Source organism: Providencia sp. Je.9.19 (genome assembly GCF_051129765.1).
Taxonomy (GTDB): Bacteria; Pseudomonadota; Gammaproteobacteria; order Enterobacterales; family Enterobacteriaceae; genus Providencia.
Map to the genome: position 1 here is coordinate 1,762,692 of NZ_JBCPSS010000001.1, position 20,849 is coordinate 1,783,540.

The window sequence follows — 20,849 nt, forward strand, 5'->3', positions numbered from 1 at the left end:
ATGTATAATTACCTCCTTAAAGTTGATCCCTTTAAATTGACAGTTCTATTTGAGCCTCGTCCGTCCTAGCGGTTGGGGCTTTTCTTTTTATCTTTCCTTTCCCTTCGAGTACCTGAATTAACCTTTCTGCATAATCTCCCTCAATAACAACCTTCGTTGGCTTATCACTGATGTGTACTGAATCAGGGGGCAATCCAAGTTCAGTTACCGCTAAACAAGCAAGCTCAAATATCCGGTTTTTATCGCGACTTGAAGTTGATGGGTGAACGCCTAGCCGCTGAGCCAGTCCGTTATTTCCAATTGAATACATTTGTTTTAGGTAGAAGCTCATCAATTCGTTAGGTGAACAATCCACTTTGATAGTTTTTGCGTAGTCCATAATTTATATTCCATTAAATAGTTGCAGTTAGTCCGTTGCTCACGATCCTGTGAGTTGTGGTTTCTCCCGTTTGCAAGGAGAGCGGATGAAATGTTAAAGAGCGGTATTACTATTTTTTATTGCTGGGGAATGGTTTGATTTCAATTGCTTGAATTCCACCCTCGGTTGTTGTTAACAAAATATTTCTACCCTCTCTGAGGGCTTTACTAATTGCGGTCTGATGCACCCCAATTAATGATGCTGCCTTTTCCTGACTGTTATTTTTTACATACTCAGACAAAGGAATTCTTTCCATGGTAAATCTCCTTTTTATTCCACACCACAATAATACTGAAAGTATTAATAAAGGTCAATACATATGGTATTAACACTTTTAATAGCATTGGTATTAGAATTGAGACAATGAGCAATAAGAATAAATTGACGACAGAACAGCTTAATGACGCCAATCGTCTAAAGGCTTTGTATGAGTCCAAGAAAAAATCGCTAGGAATAACACAACAGCAAATTGCTGACATGCTTGATATAAGTCAGGGCGGGGTTGGTCATTATCTAAATGGTAGAAACCCACTTAACGTTCAAATCGCTTCAGTGTTTTCTAATTTACTGCAAGTACCTATAAGCGAGTTCAGCCCATCCCTTGCTAAAGAAGCTGAGCTGATCACTAACGCATTATCTCCAAATGTGTCTAATCCAAGGCCATATCGTCCAGCGCCTAAATATCCAGTAATTAGCTGGGTTCAAGCAGGGTCTTGGAATGAAGCTTGTGAGCCATACACACTAGATCAGATAGATGAGTGGTATGAGTCAGAAGTGCATGTGCAAGGCTCCGCATTCTGGTTAAAAGTCGAAGGCGATTCTATGACAGCAGCATCAGGCCAAAGCGTTCCTGAGGGGTCGTTAGTGCTCGTAGATACTGGTCGAGAGGCTATAAACAATAGTTTAGTCATAGCTAAGTTAACTGATTCGAATGAAGCGACGTTTAAAAAACTGGTCATTGATGGCGGTCAAAAGTTCTTAAAAGGCTTAAACCCTGCATGGCCAATAACGCCAATCAATGGAAATTGTAAGATCATCGGCGTAGCTGTTCAGATGATGATGCGCTTAGTCTAGTGGCCTGACGACACGTTTTAGGGTGTGGCAAAACCTTTATTTTTTCACAACAATTGAGGGAACTAATGAAGTTATGGGAAAAAGAAGTTAATGCTCATAAATTAAAACGAGCACTAAAACGATTTACTAGAGGATTATCTAAATCTGCAGCAAAAAAAACTCAATCCAGCATGACTCGAAGCGGTAAAAGAAAAAAAAATACAAAAAAAGATAAAATAGTAGCACCAAATATCATGGACTTATACACAACTAAGTATCATGATAGGATGGTAGAGTTTGTAGTTGAAGTGGAAAAAAGGTCACGTGAAATTGGTGTATCAACAAATAGAAAAGTTCATATTTGCTTTAGGAATACAACCACGATCACTGCAGCAGCTGGTATTTGGCTATTAGCCAAAATTGAGTCAATCAAAGTCATGTTTCCTCATGTGAAATATATCGTCTCTCGCCCATTACCAGTAAGAATAGCGCCTTCGCATGAAAAAAAACCTGTAGTAGACAGCGTTTTAAATAGAATAGGTTTCTATGAAGCGGTAGGTTTAAAAACAAGAAATATGCAAGAAATCGCCAATGTTAAATGTTGGGAGGTATTAAGAGGCGAAGAGGTCATGAGTAGCGCTGTTGGACGGCTGCTTGAGAGCGTTACAGAAAAATTAAATGTAGATTATAGCGGACTTTATCGACCTTTAATTGAGGCAATGGCTAATTCTGTAGAGCACGCATATAGAAGTGACCTTTATAAAAAAACAAAGCTATCTAATACAAATAAATGGTGGTGTTTTGCTGCATTGTTAGAAAATAGACTTACTGTTTTAATTTGCGATCTCGGTGTGGGGATTCCAAATACGTTAAAAAAAACGCAGCCATCTAGCATTATGCGTAAATTAATTGAATATATAGGTAAAAATCTGTCTTCCGATAGCGATTATATTAGAGCATCATTGCAAGTCAAAAAGACTCGAACTAAACTAGCTTACAGAGGAAAGGGCGGCACAGATTTGCAATCAATCATAGAAAATGTAGAAGGGTCAAGGTTGAGCATTATGTCAAACAAGGGTAACTACCGATTTACCAATAAAGGCATCAAAAAGAAACCAGAAATTTGTTGGGATGGTAGTCAATCGATATCAGGAACGATAGTCGAATGGAGTATAACTTTACCACCATTAGGAACTCAAGAATAATGAAAACTATATATATAAAAGACTTTTCACGGTTTCCGGGGCCAAGATACAAGAATTTAGGTGAATTTAGTGGTGAAGAATTTAGAGATGACATTCTAATCCCTGAAATAGAAAAAAATAATGGCGATATAGAGGTTAATTTAGATGGTGTCTTTGGATACGGCTCATCGTTTTTAGAAGAAACTTTTGGCGGACTTGCTCGCCATGGTGTAGATAAAAATTTAATATTAAAATTAAGAGATAATATTACCTCTAACGACGAATCAATAAAGCAAGAAGTCATTAGCTATATAAATGATTCTTTATAAAGGGATATAGTTCATGGATAATGAGTTTAACCCTCAGTGGCTAAGTTTTTTCACTGCTTTAGCTACAGCTGTAATTACAATAACCGGCTGGATAATTACCTCTAAGTTGGCGTATAGTAACAATAGCAAAAATGAAAAAAATAAAGAAATCAATAGATTAATTGATGAGCTATATCAAGTTTTAGATGTAGTATATTCTGAGATGCTAATTTTATCAGAGATAACAAGAAGCCAAAGGTCAAAGGTTAAAGCTTATTTTAGATTTATATCTTTAGTCCGAAAAATACAATTCCTTTGTGAGAGAGTCCAATGTCTAGATAATCAACAATTAGTGCAAAACCACTTAATAACTGAACTAAGACAAAACTGCACCGATGAGCAAAAGTATGAAAAAGACAAAATAATTTTTACTCTAGCAGAGTTACAAAGAATCCAAGAAGAAATAAAGAAATCTTACAATAAAAAATTTTCATAACCCACCACCTCTAACATAGACTATAGCCCTCCCCGCGAGGGCTTTTTTGTGCCCTATCCAATCTTCCCCATACTTCTAACTACCTGAGCAGCATCACGTAAAGCGCCTTTATGTAGCGTGTTCGTTACCTCTTTACGGTATCGCTCAAGTTCATCAATAATCATTTCTTTGGTTATAGTGTCGGTATTGTCCAGCAGTCGAAATACCGCGCCGCCCACTTCCATTACTACTTTTACAACTTCCTCATCATCTAAATTCATAAATCCTCCTGAGTTTTACCCAATAATTTAGCATATGTTCCGCTGATTCGTGTGATTTTCCTCGCAAGATAAATAATTTTTGAAAATAAATTCCGTTTAAATTCAATAAATTAATACTTTCAGTATTTATTTTAATATCATTAGTATTGACCACAAGTAATACCTTTAGTATTATTAACTCCATCGAAGGCAAGCAACATGAAATATACGCCTTATGCTCTTTAATAATTTAGCTTCCTCCTTGAAAACGGGAGGCCAAAGTAAAGTTAGCTTTGGGATTGGTATAGATGATTGGCGTGACATAAGCCAACTTCCGGACGCCGGATCATGATTTAGTCACATGACTATGCCAATCACCAAAGTTAACTAACTGAGGATTTTATTATGAACTCAAGACAGCGTTATAAATTACGCAGGAAAGAGAAGCGCATGGAACAGCGCAAAGAAGAATCACGGAAGGTTAATTCATTCGATGTTATGGCTCAGATAATTTTTGAGTTGAATAAGTTACCAACAGCTCAGGCTAAGCCGCTAAGACTACGCAAGCCAATCATGCCAAACGGCGATATTACAGCGAGGGCATAACGTGACTGATAACTTAAGTTGGCTAACGGCTCGTGACCGCCGGAGACTGAAAAGACAAAAGCTAGGTGAGCAATACAGAAAAGAAAATGGTCTTCCACCGAGTTTTTATAAAACAAAAACAGAGCTTCAGGATATTGACTTAGATAGAGAATCTATGGATAGAACTGACAAAGCCATAATAAGCCCACCAGTACCAAGAGACTACGCATCAGTGGATGACACATCAAAAGACGACATCATGTATAGAGTCGTCAATCACGCACACCAGAGAAGCGCAAGTAAGAAATGGTGACGCAAGCAACCACGGCTACGCAAGCCGATTATGAGTGATGGAAGTGTTACGGCAAGATAAAGCCCACGGATGGGCTAAATATCAAAATACCCTGTAAATTGATTGACACATTCAGAATAATAATAGGGGTTAATTATGTAGCTATTCATATGCCTCATATTTAAGTGCTTAGAATAATCATGAATAATATTATTATCTAGCAAAGACTTAATTACTGGATCGCTTCGGTTGCCGCCCACATATCCACCGCCTATATCAATAATCATTGCTATATATCCTTTTTCTCCTTTCGAGAGGTTTGATATTAACTGCGATATTTTTATTTTTTCATTCTTTAATTTTCTATCGCGGATAACACCAATAATTGAATCACGCCCCATCATTACAAGTCTTTGCGTATTAACTGCAATGACAAAAGAAATGGCAAATATAAACACTTGCCAAACATAAGGGATCCCAATTTTTGAGTTAAAGCTAGCGCCCCAAGAATCAGGACTAATCATCAATAATGACACCCAAACAATAATAAACCACATAACACGCTCCAATGGTTCGCTTTTTAATACACGTCCAATAATGGCTAATAATTCCATTTAACTAACTCTCATATTGTGGGGGTGAGTTAATTATAACCGATTTCATTTGTGGGGGCACAATGAAACCACTGACGCCCTAAGTGGATAAATAAACGGGCACAGTTAACTAATTACAGTCCATCAAGGTGGGCTGTGCTGAGATAGCTTTTTTGACAGCACGACAATAAACATAGGCGTTAAATCGGTCACGCCATAGATGTAAGTACCGTTTGAATCGGAGGATTTATGTAGTGATTAAATTTAACTTATCTAAATAAATTTAAGAGTGCGGTGCCATGGTCTGTGAGACCCGCAGCCTAGAGCGATATCTAGGCGACTAATCAGAGTCCATTCTGTGGGCTGTGGTGAGTTGATTAATAGATAGGAGATAGAGATGGATGATATAGAAATTCCAGAATCTAACGACCCTGAATGGCAACTCGTGATGCTAAGGGAGTTAGACGCTAAATTTGGCATATTGAAAGAAAATTTAGATACATGCGTAGACCAAGGATTTGAAGATGTTATTCAAAATGCATATTGGGAATGTCAAAAAATCATTTCTGCTTTGCGCGAATATTCAGGCTACTAGCATCGTGTTTAGTTAATAACGGAGGGAGTATGACAATAGATGAGTATCACAATGGAAATCTACCCATGCCGAAGTTATTCAGACCTGTTCGAGTCGAGTTTGATTCACTGAGTGGCTATGGTGGATATGAACATTGGGTTACTACAATCAGGTATGTAAGGCGAGTTAGACACGCTGACGGTTGGCGCTGGCAATTGGTCAGGACGCATCATAAAAGTCTGGATAGATGGGACTACTACTTGGAGTCAGACAGGGAAGGTCTTAATGATATCAATTATGAATATGGATTAATGCAATAGCTTAGGAGGGAGTATGACAGATAAAAAGAATTTACCGTGGCAACTAGAAGAATTGCGAGACAAGTTCGCAATGGAGGCTATGAATGCAATGATTAGCACAATACCGCTACCATGGTCTTTAAGGGAGCAGTGCGAAGGAGATTTCTACGATACAGCACTATCAGCCTACCGCATGGCAGATGCAATGTTAAAGGCTAGGGGGTGATATGGAATTTAAGCATACGCCAGCACCGTGGCTAACGGATAGGAATAATACCCATACTGGGCAAATCGCTACAGTTCATGGATGCGAAAATAACAGCTGGGTTGAAATCTGGTCTACTAATTGGCCTGAAAGTGAATCTGTACAAGAAGCCAACGCCAATCTAATCGCCGCAGCACCAGAGTTATTAAGTGAGCTCATTCGACTACGAAACATAGTTGCAAGCTACAAACAGGACAGTGGCGACAATTTAGATATCACTGACGCTGTAATAGCAAAAGCCCTCGGTCAGCAGTAACCCACCACTTAATCGTTCATATCGCTATTAATAGTGAGGAATACGCACATAAGGAACAATACATGAGTCAGTGGATTAAATACTCAGAACAAAAGCCAGAAAAGGAAGGTGTTTATCTCTGGCGAATGGACAGTAAAGCCGTTGAAGGCGAAAAAGTAATTGCAAGAAAGCGGATGCGAACTAGAGGGGCTGGCTATCAATCAGTCCTATCACCAGAGTTTGATTATTGGGATGGGTATCGGCTACATGTTCCGGAAGGCCTTGAGTGGATGGAAGATGACAAAACAAAACCAGAGATAGATTTCACAGGATGTGAGGATATATCTGAGTGTCCATTTTGTAAAAAAACTCCATTACTACATGCGTACAGCCCTTTTGTTTTACCTAGTCCACAGGGTTTAAATACATTCAACCTAAAGTGCTGTGCTTGGAATGGATCTCCAACCTACAACGACCCAAGAGAGTTAATCAAACGCTGGAATAACGCAGTATCTAAGTAACCCACCGCGCCAACACCAGAACCTAAATAACTATCGCTATCGAAAGATACGTGAGGACTAATCATGCATACAAATCAGAAATATAACCGTGCAATGCGAGATGGATTCATGGTTAAGCCAAGCAAACCGCAAGCCATTCGAGCATCAAGAATTAGTAAGCGTAAAACAGCAGATGACGAGCCAAGCTGGAAACTCTATTTCGCTGTAATTGTTGTGATGTTCTTTGTTGCCCTTCCCTTATTCGCGAGGTGACTTATGTCAGTAAATATTTTAACTGATGGCTATAAGCCCGAAGTGAGCTTTTATAAAAACCTTTCGATAACTATGGAAAGTTACGAACTAAAGTCATTAACAGGTGACACTAACGCGATATTTGGGGCAATGGAAAGCCCTCTTGAAGGTGCCGTTGAGTTTGCAGCTAGCAAGGGAACGCTAGATGAACTCATTCAAATGGCAATTGAGAAGAAAGGTAAGGACGCAGCATGAGAATTTCAGAATATGAAAATTTCGTCACTATTCCAGACCGTGAGCACCTAGCAAATCAGGATGATGAGCTAACTAATGAAATGGCTCGGGTTATATGGGATTCAGTAACAAATGCGTCACCAACAATAATTCAGTCACTAACTGAATCTCAACTTGCAGGTATTTGGGATGGAGCCTTTAACGCTGCAAAAGACATAAGAAATGAAATATGGAGGCAATAATGGAAGCTCAAAAAACCCATTATAGAAAAGCGTTTGATTCCCCTTATTTAAGCAGTGCTGACATCGTTGATAGAGTTGATTTAACGATAGTTCGCGTTGTTTTGGAAGGTGATAAAACTAAAAAAACAAAAGATTTATTTAATACCGCTTATTTTGCAGAGAAAGAACTTAGACCAGGAGAAGCATTAAAGCCAATGATACTTAATGCCACAAACTCAAAAATGCTTCGTCGCCTAACTGGATCACCATTCATTGAAGATTGGTGTAATCAGCGCGTCACTGTTTATGTTGATACTAACGTAAAGTTTGGTCGTGAAGTTATGGAGGGGTTAAGGATATCTCCTAACGCACCTAAAGTCTTAGTTCAGGAACTAACACCGAACATGGAAAAGGCTTGGAATAGCGCTAAAGAAGCATACAAGAGAGATGGACATCTGAATGCTGTTACTGCCCGTTTAAGCATATCGCCCGAAAACGAGAAAAAACTAATTTCGGAGTGTAATGATGAAGCCAATATTTCATGATGTTGAACAAAACTCTGATGATTGGGAATCGTTACGGGTAGGAAAAGTAACATCTTCAAACGCACCGCTATTCATGGCTAATTATGGCAAGGCATTTGGAGACCCTGCAAAAAAATATGCTCTACAAATAGCGCTGGAAAGGATAACTGGCGCTAAAGCTGAATATAACTATTCAAATAAACACATGGAACGCGGTCACGAACAAGAGCCTATAGCAAGGATGCTGTATGAAGATACTACATTTTCATATGTTTTAAATGGAGGGTTCTTTGACTGTGGTGATTATGGTGATAGCCCTGACGGTATCGTCGAAAATTCAAAAGGCATTATTGAGATTAAGTCAGTAATCGCTTCAGTTCATTATGCCACTCTAACCAGAAAAAGCTTTGACCCATCTTATAAATGGCAACTAATTAGTCACTTAGATTGTACTCAAATGGATTGGGTAGACTTTGTTAGCTACTGTGCTGATTTTCCAGAGGGTAAGCAATTAATAATTCACAGACTGAACAAGGATGATTTTCAGGATGAAATTTCACAACTACAGGAACGTAGAAATCAGTTTTTAGAATTAATTAAAACAACTCAGGAGGTAGTGTTAAATGGCTAGTCGTGGAGTTTGTAAGGTAATACTCATTGGTCACTTAGGCCAAGACCCTGAAATTCGCTACATGCCTAACGGTGGCGCAGTAGCGAATCTCACACTAGCCACATCGGAATCGTGGCGTGATAAGCAATCAGGAGAAATGCGCGAGAAAACCGAATGGCATAGAGTGGTAATTTTCGGCAAGTTAGCTGAAATTGCAGGTGAATACCTGAAAAAAGGCTCACAAGTCTATATCGAAGGTTCTTTGCAAACGCGTAAATGGCAAGACCAAAGCGGTCAAGACCGATACACAACAGAAGTCGTTGTAAATATCGGCGGCACGATGCAAATGCTAGGCGGTAACGGTGGTAATCAGGCAGGAAGCCAGCAACCAGCGCGACAGCCTCAGCAACCACCACAGCAAAATTTCGAGCCGACACAGGACTTTGACGAAATCCCATTCTAACCCTTCCCTATGTGATTTAACCAAAGGATATAACCATGAAAACTCTACATGGACGCTGTATTCGTCGCTGGAAATTACGCTTTAAAGATGTTTGCGATTCAAAGGTTTCATCTTATTTCAGAAAGCGCGACTTAAAGGGGTTTTGTCGTGAATCTGGCATCATTACTTCCGATATGATGATTCAAAATATGGCTGAAGATAATGCCGCCGCAGATTTTCAAGGAGGTAAGCGTGGTTGGTCGCCTGAATGTTCAAAGTTCTTTGACGAGAACCGAGAAAAATATATGACCGAGGCACGCTTATTTCTCAATGAAGAAGCCACTAACGACGAAATAGACGATTTAATCGAAGAAGAGATTTCTAACTGGAATTAGCTCATGGATATATTTGCAAGGATGCAAACAGGAGATAGATATGACTATTACATTAACAACAAAGCAAATAATGGCTATGGCTGAATTTGCTGGCTTAGAAATAAAGTACCAAGGGTCAGATGATGAAGCAGAATACACGCTAGATGATGAGCATCATTTAGACTATTTCGATAAATCCAAGCCTATTTTTTACTGCACCGAATATCCAGAAGAAGGCGCTATTCAGTTGGACTAATTTAACTCGCAGGGATGCAATAAAAGGAATGAATATGAAAGGCAGAATCAAGTTTAACGATGCAATGTTAGCAGCTGTCATGGATGGTAGAAAAACGCAGACACGTAGACCGATTGAGCCACAGCCAAAAGTAACTGAGGAAGAGCTACGCAAGTTAGGTGCATGGCAGGAAGGTTACACACTATCAGAGCAAGTATGTGCAGCATGGCGACATGGATTTGTTGATGTTGATTGCCCGTATGGTGAAATTGGCGACATCATTAGCGTTACGGATAAAGACGGTGATATCAAAGGGAAAATTGAAATTACTGATGTTTGTATAGAGCAGCTTAATCACATAAGCGAAGAGGATGCTAAGGCAGAAGGCATTCTGATGTTAGATAACAATTTTGGCAATGGAACTGCTTATTGTGATTACACCTTGGCTGATTTGTATGATACCGCCGAGTGGTTTAACCGCGCTAGTGATAGCTTCATAAGCCTGTGGCAATCAATCTATGGAGCTGAAATTTGGCTAAATAATCCGTGGGTGTGGGTTATTGAGTTTAAAAAGGTGGAGTGATGGATAAATCAAGACAGCAATTTGAAACGTATTTTTTGAAGAAACCGCAGAATCATATAGACCCGCTAAAGAAAGACCAATTTGGATATTACTATTATCTTGTGACAAGAGAAGCATGGGAGGCATGGCAAGCATCACGCGAGAGTTTGGAGGTTGAATTGCCAGACTCAAAATATGGCAGCGAAGGATATAAAGGCATGATTGAGTTATTTCGAAATATATTAATCAGCAACGGAGTGAAAATAAAAAAATGAATAAGAATGAGGTATTAGTATTAACATCTTATCTCAAGGGTATGATTGCAGATAACAAAGAGCCAGAAAAGAAAGTTATTGTTGCTTTATGTAATGAGTTGGAGCGAATTATTAATCAATATCCAACTGGGTTTGCATCTGAAAAAGAACTTAGAAATTTAGATATTAAATTTACTACGTTATATCCATTAAAAAATAGCAACTATAATATCCCACTCTACCGATTGGATTAACTAATAATGAAACTATTCGTACTGTTATTAATTTGGCAGGGATATGTTACGCCTGTAACTAATACATTATACACACAGCAAGAATGCGAGAGCCGTGCTAATCAATTAATGGCGGTGTGGGATGTTGAGATTAAGTGTGGTGAGGTGTTCGGTGAGAAAACTATCAACGCTGGATGAGTTAGTAGAGTCTGATTATAACGAGCATTGCAGAATAATCGTTAACTACTATTTCAGCGGTAGGCATGGCAATAAAAAGAATGAGCCTAAGCTTCCTAAATATAGGAGAGATAGGATTATAAATAAATTATCAAGAATAGAATTGGGGGAGATATGAAATTTAAAGTCGGCGATAAGGTTGAATTGCAAAACTGCGACCACTCCGCACATTGCGGAATTTTATATTTAGATGAAATGACAATTATTGATATAGACGAGTTCAAGCACAATAAGTTTCCATATAAATGCATGGTTGGAAATACTGTTTGCGAATTTAAAGAAGATGAACTGGAGTTAATCAATGAATAAATACACCGAACTCTCTGACTTCGAGATTAATAAAAAAATATTCATCCTAGATTGTAAAGAAAATGGCATCCAATATAAAAACATTGAACAAGGGAAAGGAAAATTTAGATTCTTTACTCGGCGATTAAAAGCAGAAATAAAATATGATAATGAGGAAGAATGGGTAGAAACTGAATGGATTGATGTATTTAGCAATCAAATGGCAATGAATTTAGCTGAAATGAATAAAATAACCATGATACCGAAAGATGGACTTTGGCAATGTGGCTCAGGCTGGAATATAGCAGAAGATAAAAAACTAACTCGTGCAATATGCCTAGCATATTTATTAATGAAGGATGCGGAGAATGAAATTAATAATAAAAGGTGACGCATCTGATATAGAAAGAATTGCAATTAATGCCGCGCTAGAAATACACAAAAATAATCATAGTCGAACCGGAATAATCGTTAATCACAAAATAAAGATAGGAAAGAATATCTACCCTGTCGAAATTAAAAACTGTCAAAAATCTTATATGGTCACAATGAGAAATAAAAGGCAGAGAATATGACACCACAAGAGCATGAAAACGGATTGCGAAGTGTGGCGAAAAGGTGCCACACAGAATTAAAGAAATACGACAAACTAACCGCCGAATTATCCAAGCAAACAATAAGCAAATACCTTCCAGAATTCACAAACCTATTACCACCCGATAAGAAATTAAAATACACACCTAACATGTGGTTCAATCACTATGTTATGACTATTGATAAGGAGATTAATGATGATAGGAATAACTATCTCTAGGAAAGAAGCTGCAGAAATAATAGGCATATCAGAAAACACTTTGTCCCAGTGGTGCAAGCAAGGAATGATTGCATTCACAAAGAAAAATCCCCTTAAAAGAAACTCACCTTACCTATTCACTAGAGCTGCATGTATTGCAGCGGCCAACAAATCAATTCACACTATGCCAGTGAACACTGGTGAGACAGGAGAAAGGAAATCATGTCAATATTCCAAAGAGGAAAAATATGGTACGGGGACTACACGACGCCAAGCGGCAAACGTATCAAGGAGTCTCTTGGCACAACGATCAAGAAGCAAGCACAGGAGCTACACGACAAACGAAAGTCTGAACTGTGGCGCATAGAAAAACTTGGTGACTTCCCCGAGGTTACATTTGAAGAGGCTATTGTTCGCTGGATTGAGGAGAAAGCTGATAAAAAATCATTGGATGATGATAAAGGTCGGCTTTCCTTTTGGTTAGATCACTTTGAAGGTGTGAAGCTAAAAGATATTACAGAAGCAAAAATTTATGCAGCTGTAAGCAAGATGAGAAATCGAAAGGTTAAAGAGCGATGGGAGAAGCAAGCGGAATCAGCAAAGCGCAAGGGAAAGGAAATCCCTGCTTACTCAGAAGCTCAAGTAACAACAGCTACGAAAGCAAAGCATTTGGCGATAATGAAGTCATTGCTACGCACTGCAGAGAGAGAATGGAAGTGGCTGGAAAAGTCACCCGTTATTAAAGTTCCAACAGTAAGAGAAAAACGGGTTCGGTGGTTAGAGTATCACGAAGCACAAAGGCTGATCCGCGAATGCCCTGAACCACTGAAATCCGTAGTTACATTTGCTATTGCTACTGGCTTGCGACGTTCCAATATTATCAATTTAGAATGGGGACAAATTGATATGCAAAGAAAGGTCGCTTGGATAAATCCAGAGGACAGTAAATCAGGTCAGGCAATTGGGGTTGCTTTAAATGATACGTCCTGCCAAGTGCTTAAGGCTCAAATAGGAAACCATCATAAATGGGTATTCGTTCACACGGATCCGAAGAAAAGACCGGATGGAACTTTAACGCCAAGCGTTAGAAAAATGAGAGTCGATTCTAACACAGCATGGAGAACCGCACTAAAAAGAGCTGGAATAGAAAACTTCCGCTTTCATGACTTGCGGCACACATGGGCGAGCTGGTTAATTCAGTCAGGTGTACCACTTTCAGTTTTGCAAGAAATGGGCGGCTGGGAATCCGTTGATATGGTGAGAAGATATGCGCACTTAGCACCTAATCATTTAACTGAACACGCGAAGCAAATAGACACTATTTTCGGTACTTGCGTCCCAAATACGTCCCAGTTAGCAAAAGTGGAGAATTTTAAATGAAGGTAAGTGATTGAAAACTAATGGTGCGCCCTGCAGGATTCGAACCTGCGGCCTACGGCTTAGAAGGCCGTTGCTCTATCCAACTGAGCTAAGGGCGCATTGTAAATGCGAACAGCCTATTAAGCTGATGGCGTTGGATTATACGGTTGCTGAGCGCCGAGTCAATGGCTTTTCGCTACTAAAATAACTATCTGCTCATTTTATGTTACAGATTGACCTGACATTGATGCTAAGTTCTGACAAAATAGACGCATCCCCGAGTCTCATATATGGATTAAGTTACAGATGTTAGCAAAAATTATTGATGGGAAAACGATTGCGCAGACCATAAGGCAAGAAGTTGCCCAAAAAGTACAGTTACGTTTATCTAAAGGTAAGCGTGCGCCCGGACTTGCTGTGATTTTAGTTGGCGCAAATCCAGCTTCACAAATTTATGTCGGCAGCAAACGTCGTGCCTGTGAAGAAGTCGGTTTTTTATCTCGCTCTTATGATTTACCCAACACGACATCAGAAGCAGAACTGTTGAAACTGATTGATGACTTGAACCAAGACTCACAAATTGATGGCATCTTAGTTCAGTTGCCACTCCCTGCGGGTATTGATAACGTCAAAGTTATTGAAAGAATCCATCCTGACAAAGATGTCGATGGTTTCCACCCTTATAATGTCGGTCGACTATGCCAACGAGCCCCTCGCCTGCGCCCGTGCACACCTAAAGGTATCGTCACCCTGCTTGAACGTTATGACATTAATACCTATGGGTTAAATGCGGTAATTGTTGGCGCTTCAAATATCGTTGGTCGTCCAATGAGCCTTGAATTATTATTAGCGGGCTGCACCACAACGGTAACTCACCGGTTTACCCAAAACTTAGAACAACATGTTCGCAACGCAGATTTACTCGTTGTTGCTGTTGGTAAGCCTAACTTTATACCGGGTGAGTGGATAAAACCGGGTGCAATAGTAGTTGATGTGGGCATTAACCGCTTAGACAACGGCAAAGTGACTGGCGATATTGATTTTGATGAAGCCTCGAAATTCGCCTCTTGGATAACCCCTGTACCGGGCGGTGTCGGGCCAATGACCGTCGCTACACTTATCCAAAACACGCTGCAAGCGTGCGAAGAATATCACGATATTTAATGAAATCTGGAGCAACAATGGAAATTTTCAATCTTGATGGGCATCCGCATGTTGAGTTATGCGATTTGCTAAAAATTCAAGGATGGGCAGAAAGCGGTGCAATGGCTAAAGCAATGATTGCGGCTGGCCAAGTAAAAGTTGACGATGTAATTGAAACACGTAAACGCTGCAAAATTTTAGCGGGCAAAATCGTGTCACTTGGTAGTGAAAAAATTAAAGTCCAAGACTAATTCACCTAGGAACTACTTTTTTCAACGTTAGTATTAGCATCTATTTGGTTGGTTATTGCTTAAATCATCTTTCACTGACTAATTAAACGCTATCATTGGCAATAATAAACTCGAAAAAACTAGTCCCAGAGTAAGCTGAAGCGTCATTCAGCTTACTCAACTTTTAACTAACCTCCCTATTTACCTCCCCTCCTCCCCCTGTATTTCCTGTATAAAATCGGTTATTTCTCACCTAGCGTAAGTCAATTTAAGTCTTTTAATTATTCAACATTCTCGCCTAAAAAAGCAAAATCAGTATTTCAGCTAAACTTCAGCCAGACTTCAGCTTTTTCAATTAACCAATTTTTAAAAATATAAATTTGCGCTAAAAATCTCTTTTTGCCAGCAAGATCTCATTTTTCATCCGCCTACTTCATAGACAAGCTTTATCGATTCAGCTATATTGTTAACGATAACACGCATAACAACTAATCAATTTGGCACGTTTTGTCTGAATTGGTTCTTAAAAAGAATAATCAGGAGAAATCATGTTTAACCTGTCAATTAAAGATATTCATCTTGCAGCCACCGCGCACAGCAAACAAGATGCAATTGAACAAATTGCAGCGGCACTAGCTGAAGCCGGATATGTTAAAAGCGGTTATGTTCAAGGCATGTTAGAAAGAGAAAACCAAGCGCCAACTTTCTTAGGTAATGGGATAGCTATCCCTCATGGCACAGTAGATACGCGCTCTCAAGTATTGAAAACGGGTTTTGCTGTATTTCAGTTTCCTCAAGGAATCGACTGGGGTGAAGACCAAATCGCTTATATTGTCATCGGTATTGCCGCACAATCTGACGAACACTTAACACTATTACGTCAATTAACACACATTATTAGCGATGAAAATATTGCCCAAGAAATGGCAAAAACAAATTCCGTGGAAACGTTAAGAAGCTTACTTATGGGCGAAAGTCAGATTCAGCCTCTTAAATTTGATGACACCATGGTTACCCTGAATATTGATACTAATAATATCAATGCGTTAAAAATGCAGAATATTATTAGCTTACAAAACTCAGAATCTATTAGCACTGATTTTATCACTCGAGTATTAACTGAAACCCCCTATTACTTAGGCCAGAGCATTTGGTTGAGTGATAGTGTCACTGGTAATATTCACAGTGCTATTGCATTATCAACGGTAAAAAACGAATTCACGTATCAAAATAACCCCGTCAAAGGTTTAATTACCATTTCCTATGCAAATAGTCAGGTTGATGATTTTTTATTTAAAATCAATCAATTATTACAAAATAAAAAAATAAATGATTTATTTAAAATAGATAACGTTGATAACCTTATCTCACTCTTTTACGCCAAAAATGATAACCAAGAAAGCGACACATCAGAACAAAATGCCGTGACAGAAGAGTTTATTGTTCATAATCCACATGGACTTCACACACGTCCTAGTACCATGCTAGTCAGCAATATTAAAAAGTTCAAAAGCGCAATCACTGTAAGTAATCTCGATGGCACCGCCACCCCTGTAAATGGACGAAGCTTGATGAAAATCGTCAGTTTAGGCGCTAAATGTGGTCACCGCCTGCGTATTCATGCTGAAGGTGCTGACGCCCAAGAAGCGATATCCGCGATCGGTAACGCCATTAATTCAGGTCTTGGAGAGGAAATAGCATGAGCAGGAGAGTTGCAACCATCACTTTAAACCCAGCTTATGATTTGGTTGGCTTACTGCCTGAAATTGATACTGGTGAAGTGAATCTGGTCAAAACCGCAGGACTTCATGCGGCAGGTAAAGGTATTAATGTGGCTAAGGTTCTAAAAAATCTTGGTATTGATGTCACTGTTGGCGGCTTTTTAGGTAAAGAAAATCAAGACGGCTTTCAAAAAGTGTTTAGTGAAACCGGCATTGCCAATCGCTTTCAAATTGTAGAAGGTCGAACACGCATCAATGTAAAGTTAACTGAAAAAAGCGGTCATGTGACCGACTTTAATTTTTCAGGCTTCAAAGTCACGAAAGCAGATTGGCAACGTTTTGTCGCAGACTCACTCAGTTGGGCTGGCCAATTCGATATGATTTGCGTCAGCGGCAGTATTCCTGAAGGTGTTGATCTCGAAGATTTCACTAAATGGATGCTACGCCTACGTAATGAATGTATGTGCGTTATTTTTGATAGTAGCCGTGAATCTTTTGTTGCTGGATTAAAATCCTCACCTTGGCTAGTCAAACCAAATCACCGCGAATTAGAAATCTGGGCCGGTAAACCACTACCGACACATAAAGATGTCGTGGAAGCCGCGAATCAATTACGCAGCCAAGGCATTGCCCATGTTGTTATCTCCTTAGGTGCAGAAGGAGCAATGTGGGTAAATTCATCTGGTGCATGGTTTGCTAAACCACCTCATTGTGAGGTTATCAGTACTGTTGGTGCCGGAGATTCAATGGTTGGCGGTCTAATTTATGGTCTGATGATGCGACAAACCAGTGAACATACGCTGCGCTTAGCAACTGCAATTTCAGCTCTTGCCGTTTCCCAACCGAATGTCGGTATCACAGATAGAACGCAGCTAGCTCGCATGATGGCGCGTATTGATTTGCAACCTTTCACGTTGTAGTGAGGATAAACATAATGAAACTATGGATTACTGCAAATAATCATCAAGGCCCCGCAGCGATAAAGCTTGCCTTTGATGCACTAAAAAGTGCGCTTTCCACGCAAGATATGTCGATTACCGATAAAGCAGCAGATGCTGATGTGGTTATTATTTTTGGGGACGAGTTGCCTGAAAATTTTGAAGCTCTGGATAAAAAAATCTATTTTGGCCATCCTGATGAAGCCATCAGACAGCCTACCGAATTTTTAGCTAAAGCAAACGCTGAAGCCACAATAATAGAATCAACAACATCCGCACAAACAAATTCAAAAACGCTTTCTGTCCTTGCGGTTACCGCTTGCCCTACAGGGGTTGCTCATACTTATATGTCCGCTGAAGCGCTCGAAGCTGAAGCTAAAAAACGTGGCTGGAAAATCAAAGTTGAAACTCGCGGTTCTGTCGGTGTCGGTAATGAGATCACGGCAGAAGATATTGACCAAGCTGATTTGGTGATCGTTGCTGCGGATATTGAAGTGAATGTCGACAAGTTTGCAGGCAAACGCATGTATCGCACCTCCACCAGCGCTGCACTCAAGAAGACCGCCCAAGAGATGGATAAAGCACTGAAGGAGGCGACGGTATTTAGCGCTCAAAGTACTGCTAATTCTGAAACACATTCACAAGGTGAAAAACGCGGTGTCTATAAGCATTTACTGACTGGCGTTTCCTATATGCTACCGATGGTGGTCGCTGGGGGTCTTTGTACTGCGCTGTCATTCGCTTTCGGCTTAGACTCGGCTCAAGTACAAGGTACTTTGGCTTGGGCACTTAAAGTTATCGGTGGTGATACCGCTCTCGGCTTAATGGTGCCAGTGCTTTCCGCTTATATTGCTTACTCAATAGCCGATAGAACCGGTTTAACCCCTGGTTTAGTCGGTGGTGCCCTTGCCGTCACCTTAGGTGCAGGTTTTCTTGGCGGGATAGTGTCAGGGTTTTTAGCTGGTTACTGTGCACTATTTCTTAGCACAAAAATTAAATTGCCACAGTCAATGGCGGCATTAAAACCAATTTTAATCATACCGTTACTTTCCACATTAATTACCGGACTGGCGATGATCTATGTCATCGGTCAACCCGCTGCATTTTTAATGCTTAAACTAACAACATGGTTGATCTCAATCCAAGGTACTAATGCCATTATTTTAGGGGCTATTTTAGGTGCCATGATGTGTACGGATATGGGTGGACCAATTAATAAAGCCGCTTATGCTTTTGGTGTGAGTTTATTAAGTTCGCAAACCTATGCTCCAATGGCCGCCATTATGGCCGCAGGTATGGTACCACCACTAGCAATGGGGCTCTCAACATTACTTGCTCGCCATAAATTTGTGCAAGCTGAGCGGGAAGCGGGTAAAGCATCCTTTGTTTTAGGCTTATGTTTTATTTCTGAGGGGGCAATTCCATTCGCCGCTAAAGACCCCATCCGTGTGCTCCCAGTTTGTATTATCGGTGGAGCGATAACAGGTGCGTTATCCATGTTCTTTGGTATTCAATTAATGGCGCCACATGGTGGTTTATTCGTGCTGCTAATACCCGAGGCGGTTAACCATGTTCTGATGTATTTATTCGCGATTATTGCCGGTACGTTGGTTTCAGGTATTTTGTATGCTTTGATTAAAAAAGCCAGCTCACCAGAAGCGGAACAAGAAATGGCAAGTATCGCTTAATATATTGTGAATAAAAATGTTTGATTCCCCCTTAATTGGGGGATTTTTAATAGGTATATCTGTTTATTGTTAAACTAGCTTATCCGTCTTCATGATTTTTTCAACTTCCTGTAATGTATGATGCTGTTCTCTAGTCTGAACCATAGTTGGTGTACCACTTTCACGTAAATCTAAGATAATTTCTGTTGCTGATAATGTATTTTCTGATTTCATTAATTGCATTGCACCAACAACCAATCCTGTACGACCAACACCAGCTTTACAGTGAATCAACGGAAGTTGTTCTCTTGGGTTATTCTCTTTGTTTCTATTACTTGTGGCCCATCCATTTAACTTTGTTTTAGTCATTAAATTAACTTCTTTTGCTAAAGCGACTACATCCATTGCTTTTACTGTTGTTTTATCTTCCCAATTAGTGACATGACTCACCGGTATATAATGATTTTTTTTAATACCATCTTGGGCATAACTTATTTTCATTTTATAACGTTCAATGATTAACTCCCCTTTCTTAATAGTGATATGTTTATTAGGGCGAGTGACAGTTACCTCAAAAGCTCCAATTTTTTTATTTTCCATAAAATAGGCTGGGAGTTTGCCTTCTATATCATTTTCTGACGCTAAAATCAGTATGGCGGGAACTTTATTATCCACAATCATTCGAATATGGTTTTCTAAATTTTTGCTATCATCTTTAGGATACTGAGAGCGAATAGCAATATTTTCACCATTAATTTGCAAATGATTAGCCGGTAAGCCTATTTTTTCATCTAGTTCATCAATGATATGTACTTGAGTTTTTTTAGCTGTGGGTATATCACTATACCGAGCGCCAAGAACACCATTACTTTTATTTACATAAACAATTTTCTGATCGGTAATCCTTTGGCTTGTCATAGCCTTTAATTGTTCAAAACTTAACTGTTCATCTAGTGCCAGAGGAGAATTACTTGGTCCTTGAGTTAAAGCGATAGCTTCATAATTTTGCGATGCTGTTGAGCTAATATTCGGAGTATCAGTTGGTACATGTTGTTTTCTGATTCCAATTACCTTATCAATAATCGAATGGCTCCATTGTTTTAATGTGTTAATGGCACTTTGTATTTTCGATAAAAATGGTATTTTTATCGTTGTATTTTTAACAGACTTCATATTCGCCAATAAAGTTGGAGGTGCAGTCTTTTGCTCTTTAACACCAGCAATATCGCCTGTAAATTCAGTAGAATGAGGAAAAGAAGTAACTTTCGCCATAACATCTTGTTTTTTAAATACATTCACAATCAACTATCCCCTTATATAAATAAAATGTTGTTCAAATAATAATTATCTTGTTTATTACTTAATCTTATTATTCATTATAGGAATAATTGTTTCTTTCAAATTTAGCCATAAATTAGTTATGACCATACAAAAGTGACAAGATATCGATCTCTGTTTAAATTACGATGGATTATCAATAAATTTTCACCT

38 protein-coding genes and 1 tRNA gene are annotated in these 20,849 nt (G+C 39.3%); 33 read left to right on the plus strand and 6 right to left on the minus strand.

Going from position 1 to position 20,849, the window contains the following annotated elements; genetic code table 11:
* Positions 1–31: 31 nt before the first annotated feature.
* Entirely contained in the window at positions 32–379 is a 348-nt protein-coding gene (locus tag AAZR93_RS08160) for a hypothetical protein (RefSeq protein WP_434719492.1), read from the minus strand.
* A gap of 109 nt (positions 380–488) precedes the next feature.
* Entirely contained in the window at positions 489–674 is a 186-nt protein-coding gene (locus AAZR93_RS08165) for a Cro/CI family transcriptional regulator (protein ID WP_434719493.1), read from the minus strand.
* A 107-nt stretch (positions 675–781) separates the two neighbouring features.
* Here AAZR93_RS08165 and AAZR93_RS08170 point away from each other — a divergent pair, with 107 nt between their 5' ends.
* From AAZR93_RS08170 to AAZR93_RS08185, 4 genes are all read left to right on the plus strand, one after another.
* Positions 782–1,492 (plus strand): LexA family protein, encoded by a 711-nt coding sequence (locus AAZR93_RS08170; protein ID WP_294104700.1) that lies wholly within the window; start codon positions 782–784, stop codon positions 1,490–1,492.
* Between the two features lie 65 nt (positions 1,493–1,557).
* On the plus strand, positions 1,558–2,676 hold the full coding sequence (locus AAZR93_RS08175; protein ID WP_434719494.1) for a hypothetical protein: 1,119 nt from the start codon (positions 1,558–1,560) through the stop codon (positions 2,674–2,676).
* Entirely contained in the window at positions 2,676–2,984 is a 309-nt protein-coding gene (locus tag AAZR93_RS08180) for an STAS-like domain-containing protein (RefSeq protein ID WP_434719495.1), read from the plus strand. The genes AAZR93_RS08175 and AAZR93_RS08180 overlap by 1 nt, the downstream gene beginning before the upstream one ends.
* Positions 2,985–2,997: 13 nt before the next feature.
* Positions 2,998–3,459, plus strand: coding sequence for a hypothetical protein (locus AAZR93_RS08185; RefSeq protein WP_434719496.1), 462 nt, complete (start codon positions 2,998–3,000; stop codon positions 3,457–3,459).
* Positions 3,460–3,512: 53 nt separating this feature from the next.
* Here the strand turns inward: AAZR93_RS08185 and AAZR93_RS08190 are convergent, their stop codons facing one another.
* The gene (locus AAZR93_RS08190) at positions 3,513–3,719 is read right to left on the minus strand and encodes a hypothetical protein (protein WP_198634997.1); all 207 of its coding nucleotides are present in this window, start codon (positions 3,717–3,719) and stop codon (positions 3,513–3,515) included.
* Positions 3,720–4,103: 384 nt separating this feature from the next.
* Between AAZR93_RS08190 and AAZR93_RS08195 the strand changes: the two genes are divergently transcribed.
* Both AAZR93_RS08195 and AAZR93_RS08200 read left to right on the plus strand, forming a co-directional pair.
* Positions 4,104–4,304 (plus strand): hypothetical protein, encoded by a 201-nt coding sequence (locus AAZR93_RS08195; RefSeq protein ID WP_434719497.1) that lies wholly within the window; start codon positions 4,104–4,106, stop codon positions 4,302–4,304.
* Position 4,305: 1 nt separating this feature from the next.
* Complete coding sequence (locus AAZR93_RS08200) at positions 4,306–4,596, plus strand: transcriptional regulator (protein ID WP_434719498.1); 291 nt, start codon at positions 4,306–4,308, stop codon at positions 4,594–4,596.
* A gap of 74 nt (positions 4,597–4,670) precedes the next feature.
* Here AAZR93_RS08200 and AAZR93_RS08205 read toward each other — a convergent pair whose 3' ends face one another.
* Positions 4,671–5,189: a superinfection exclusion B family protein gene (locus tag AAZR93_RS08205; protein ID WP_264633871.1), complete on the minus strand. Its 519-nt coding sequence runs from the start codon at positions 5,187–5,189 to the stop codon at positions 4,671–4,673.
* A gap of 376 nt (positions 5,190–5,565) precedes the next feature.
* Between AAZR93_RS08205 and AAZR93_RS08210 the strand changes: the two genes are divergently transcribed.
* The 22 genes from AAZR93_RS08210 (at position 5,566) to AAZR93_RS08315 (ending at position 13,680) form a co-directional block, all read left to right on the plus strand.
* Positions 5,566–5,763, plus strand: coding sequence for a hypothetical protein (locus tag AAZR93_RS08210; RefSeq protein WP_434719499.1), 198 nt, complete (start codon positions 5,566–5,568; stop codon positions 5,761–5,763).
* A 29-nt stretch (positions 5,764–5,792) separates the two neighbouring features.
* Positions 5,793–6,062: a hypothetical protein gene (locus tag AAZR93_RS08215; protein WP_434719500.1), complete on the plus strand. Its 270-nt coding sequence runs from the start codon at positions 5,793–5,795 to the stop codon at positions 6,060–6,062.
* Positions 6,063–6,075: 13 nt separating this feature from the next.
* Complete coding sequence (locus AAZR93_RS08220) at positions 6,076–6,267, plus strand: hypothetical protein (RefSeq protein ID WP_434719501.1); 192 nt, start codon at positions 6,076–6,078, stop codon at positions 6,265–6,267.
* Position 6,268: 1 nt separating this feature from the next.
* The gene (locus AAZR93_RS08225) at positions 6,269–6,562 is read left to right on the plus strand and encodes a hypothetical protein (RefSeq protein WP_434719502.1); all 294 of its coding nucleotides are present in this window, start codon (positions 6,269–6,271) and stop codon (positions 6,560–6,562) included.
* A gap of 62 nt (positions 6,563–6,624) precedes the next feature.
* The gene (locus AAZR93_RS08230; protein WP_434719503.1) at positions 6,625–7,062 is read left to right on the plus strand and encodes a hypothetical protein; all 438 of its coding nucleotides are present in this window, start codon (positions 6,625–6,627) and stop codon (positions 7,060–7,062) included.
* A gap of 63 nt (positions 7,063–7,125) precedes the next feature.
* Positions 7,126–7,314 carry a hypothetical protein gene (locus tag AAZR93_RS08235; protein ID WP_265495086.1) on the plus strand — a complete coding sequence of 63 codons (189 nt, stop codon included), beginning with the start codon at positions 7,126–7,128 and terminating at the stop codon, positions 7,312–7,314.
* 3 nt (positions 7,315–7,317) lie between these two features.
* Positions 7,318–7,548, plus strand: a complete 231-nt coding sequence (locus AAZR93_RS08240; protein WP_434719504.1) for a hypothetical protein — start codon at positions 7,318–7,320, stop codon at positions 7,546–7,548.
* Positions 7,545–7,769, plus strand: a complete 225-nt coding sequence (locus tag AAZR93_RS08245) for a hypothetical protein (protein ID WP_434719505.1) — start codon at positions 7,545–7,547, stop codon at positions 7,767–7,769. Before AAZR93_RS08240 ends, AAZR93_RS08245 begins: the two co-directional genes overlap by 4 nt.
* A complete protein-coding gene (locus AAZR93_RS08250; protein WP_434719506.1) occupies positions 7,769–8,293 on the plus strand; it encodes a hypothetical protein in 525 nt (174 codons plus the stop codon). Before AAZR93_RS08245 ends, AAZR93_RS08250 begins: the two co-directional genes overlap by 1 nt.
* Positions 8,271–8,903, plus strand: a complete 633-nt coding sequence (locus AAZR93_RS08255) for a YqaJ viral recombinase family protein (protein WP_434719507.1) — start codon at positions 8,271–8,273, stop codon at positions 8,901–8,903. The genes AAZR93_RS08250 and AAZR93_RS08255 overlap by 23 nt, the downstream gene beginning before the upstream one ends.
* Entirely contained in the window at positions 8,896–9,345 is a 450-nt protein-coding gene (gene ssb / locus AAZR93_RS08260; RefSeq protein WP_434719508.1) for a single-stranded DNA-binding protein, read from the plus strand. The genes AAZR93_RS08255 and ssb overlap by 8 nt, the downstream gene beginning before the upstream one ends.
* Before the next feature lie 35 nt (positions 9,346–9,380).
* Positions 9,381–9,719 (plus strand): hypothetical protein, encoded by a 339-nt coding sequence (locus tag AAZR93_RS08265; protein ID WP_434719509.1) that lies wholly within the window; start codon positions 9,381–9,383, stop codon positions 9,717–9,719.
* Positions 9,720–9,759: 40 nt separating this feature from the next.
* Positions 9,760–9,954, plus strand: a complete 195-nt coding sequence (locus AAZR93_RS08270; protein WP_434719510.1) for a hypothetical protein — start codon at positions 9,760–9,762, stop codon at positions 9,952–9,954.
* A 34-nt stretch (positions 9,955–9,988) separates the two neighbouring features.
* Positions 9,989–10,516 (plus strand): hypothetical protein, encoded by a 528-nt coding sequence (locus AAZR93_RS08275; protein WP_434719511.1) that lies wholly within the window; start codon positions 9,989–9,991, stop codon positions 10,514–10,516.
* Positions 10,516–10,770, plus strand: a complete 255-nt coding sequence (locus AAZR93_RS08280) for a hypothetical protein (protein WP_434719512.1) — start codon at positions 10,516–10,518, stop codon at positions 10,768–10,770. Before AAZR93_RS08275 ends, AAZR93_RS08280 begins: the two co-directional genes overlap by 1 nt.
* On the plus strand, positions 10,767–11,003 hold the full coding sequence (locus AAZR93_RS08285) for a hypothetical protein (RefSeq protein ID WP_434719513.1): 237 nt from the start codon (positions 10,767–10,769) through the stop codon (positions 11,001–11,003). The genes AAZR93_RS08280 and AAZR93_RS08285 overlap by 4 nt, the downstream gene beginning before the upstream one ends.
* A 6-nt stretch (positions 11,004–11,009) precedes the next feature.
* Complete coding sequence (locus tag AAZR93_RS08290) at positions 11,010–11,180, plus strand: hypothetical protein (RefSeq protein WP_434719514.1); 171 nt, start codon at positions 11,010–11,012, stop codon at positions 11,178–11,180.
* Positions 11,125–11,337 carry a DUF7301 family protein gene (locus tag AAZR93_RS08295; RefSeq protein WP_434719515.1) on the plus strand — a complete coding sequence of 71 codons (213 nt, stop codon included), beginning with the start codon at positions 11,125–11,127 and terminating at the stop codon, positions 11,335–11,337. Before AAZR93_RS08290 ends, AAZR93_RS08295 begins: the two co-directional genes overlap by 56 nt.
* Positions 11,334–11,528, plus strand: a complete 195-nt coding sequence (locus tag AAZR93_RS08300) for a hypothetical protein (RefSeq protein WP_434719516.1) — start codon at positions 11,334–11,336, stop codon at positions 11,526–11,528. Before AAZR93_RS08295 ends, AAZR93_RS08300 begins: the two co-directional genes overlap by 4 nt.
* Positions 11,521–11,898, plus strand: coding sequence for a hypothetical protein (locus AAZR93_RS08305; RefSeq protein WP_434719517.1), 378 nt, complete (start codon positions 11,521–11,523; stop codon positions 11,896–11,898). The genes AAZR93_RS08300 and AAZR93_RS08305 overlap by 8 nt, the downstream gene beginning before the upstream one ends.
* Positions 11,876–12,082, plus strand: coding sequence for a DUF4060 family protein (locus AAZR93_RS08310; RefSeq protein WP_434719518.1), 207 nt, complete (start codon positions 11,876–11,878; stop codon positions 12,080–12,082). Before AAZR93_RS08305 ends, AAZR93_RS08310 begins: the two co-directional genes overlap by 23 nt.
* Positions 12,083–12,522: 440 nt before the next feature.
* Positions 12,523–13,680 (plus strand): tyrosine-type recombinase/integrase, encoded by a 1,158-nt coding sequence (locus tag AAZR93_RS08315; RefSeq protein WP_434719519.1) that lies wholly within the window; start codon positions 12,523–12,525, stop codon positions 13,678–13,680.
* 21 nt (positions 13,681–13,701) lie between these two features.
* Here the strand turns inward: AAZR93_RS08315 and AAZR93_RS08320 are convergent.
* Positions 13,702–13,778: transfer RNA gene (locus AAZR93_RS08320), tRNA-Arg, on the minus strand.
* 187 nt (positions 13,779–13,965) lie between these two features.
* Here AAZR93_RS08320 and folD point away from each other — a divergent pair.
* From folD to fruA, 5 genes are all read left to right on the plus strand, one after another.
* Complete coding sequence (gene folD / locus AAZR93_RS08325; protein ID WP_294104743.1) at positions 13,966–14,823, plus strand: bifunctional methylenetetrahydrofolate dehydrogenase/methenyltetrahydrofolate cyclohydrolase FolD; 858 nt, start codon at positions 13,966–13,968, stop codon at positions 14,821–14,823.
* Positions 14,824–14,840: 17 nt separating this feature from the next.
* Complete coding sequence (gene ybcJ, locus AAZR93_RS08330) at positions 14,841–15,053, plus strand: ribosome-associated protein YbcJ (protein WP_294104745.1); 213 nt, start codon at positions 14,841–14,843, stop codon at positions 15,051–15,053.
* Positions 15,054–15,580: 527 nt separating this feature from the next.
* Complete coding sequence (gene fruB, locus AAZR93_RS08335; RefSeq protein ID WP_434719520.1) at positions 15,581–16,735, plus strand: fused PTS fructose transporter subunit IIA/HPr protein; 1,155 nt, start codon at positions 15,581–15,583, stop codon at positions 16,733–16,735.
* Positions 16,732–17,673, plus strand: a complete 942-nt coding sequence (fruK, locus tag AAZR93_RS08340; RefSeq protein WP_434719521.1) for a 1-phosphofructokinase — start codon at positions 16,732–16,734, stop codon at positions 17,671–17,673. Before fruB ends, fruK begins: the two co-directional genes overlap by 4 nt.
* A gap of 14 nt (positions 17,674–17,687) precedes the next feature.
* Complete coding sequence (gene fruA, locus AAZR93_RS08345; RefSeq protein WP_434719522.1) at positions 17,688–19,379, plus strand: PTS fructose transporter subunit IIBC; 1,692 nt, start codon at positions 17,688–17,690, stop codon at positions 19,377–19,379.
* A gap of 69 nt (positions 19,380–19,448) precedes the next feature.
* Here the strand turns inward: fruA and AAZR93_RS08350 are convergent, their stop codons facing one another.
* Positions 19,449–20,657 (minus strand): protein-tyrosine phosphatase family protein, encoded by a 1,209-nt coding sequence (locus AAZR93_RS08350; protein WP_434719523.1) that lies wholly within the window; start codon positions 20,655–20,657, stop codon positions 19,449–19,451.
* Positions 20,658–20,849 lie beyond the last annotated feature (192 nt).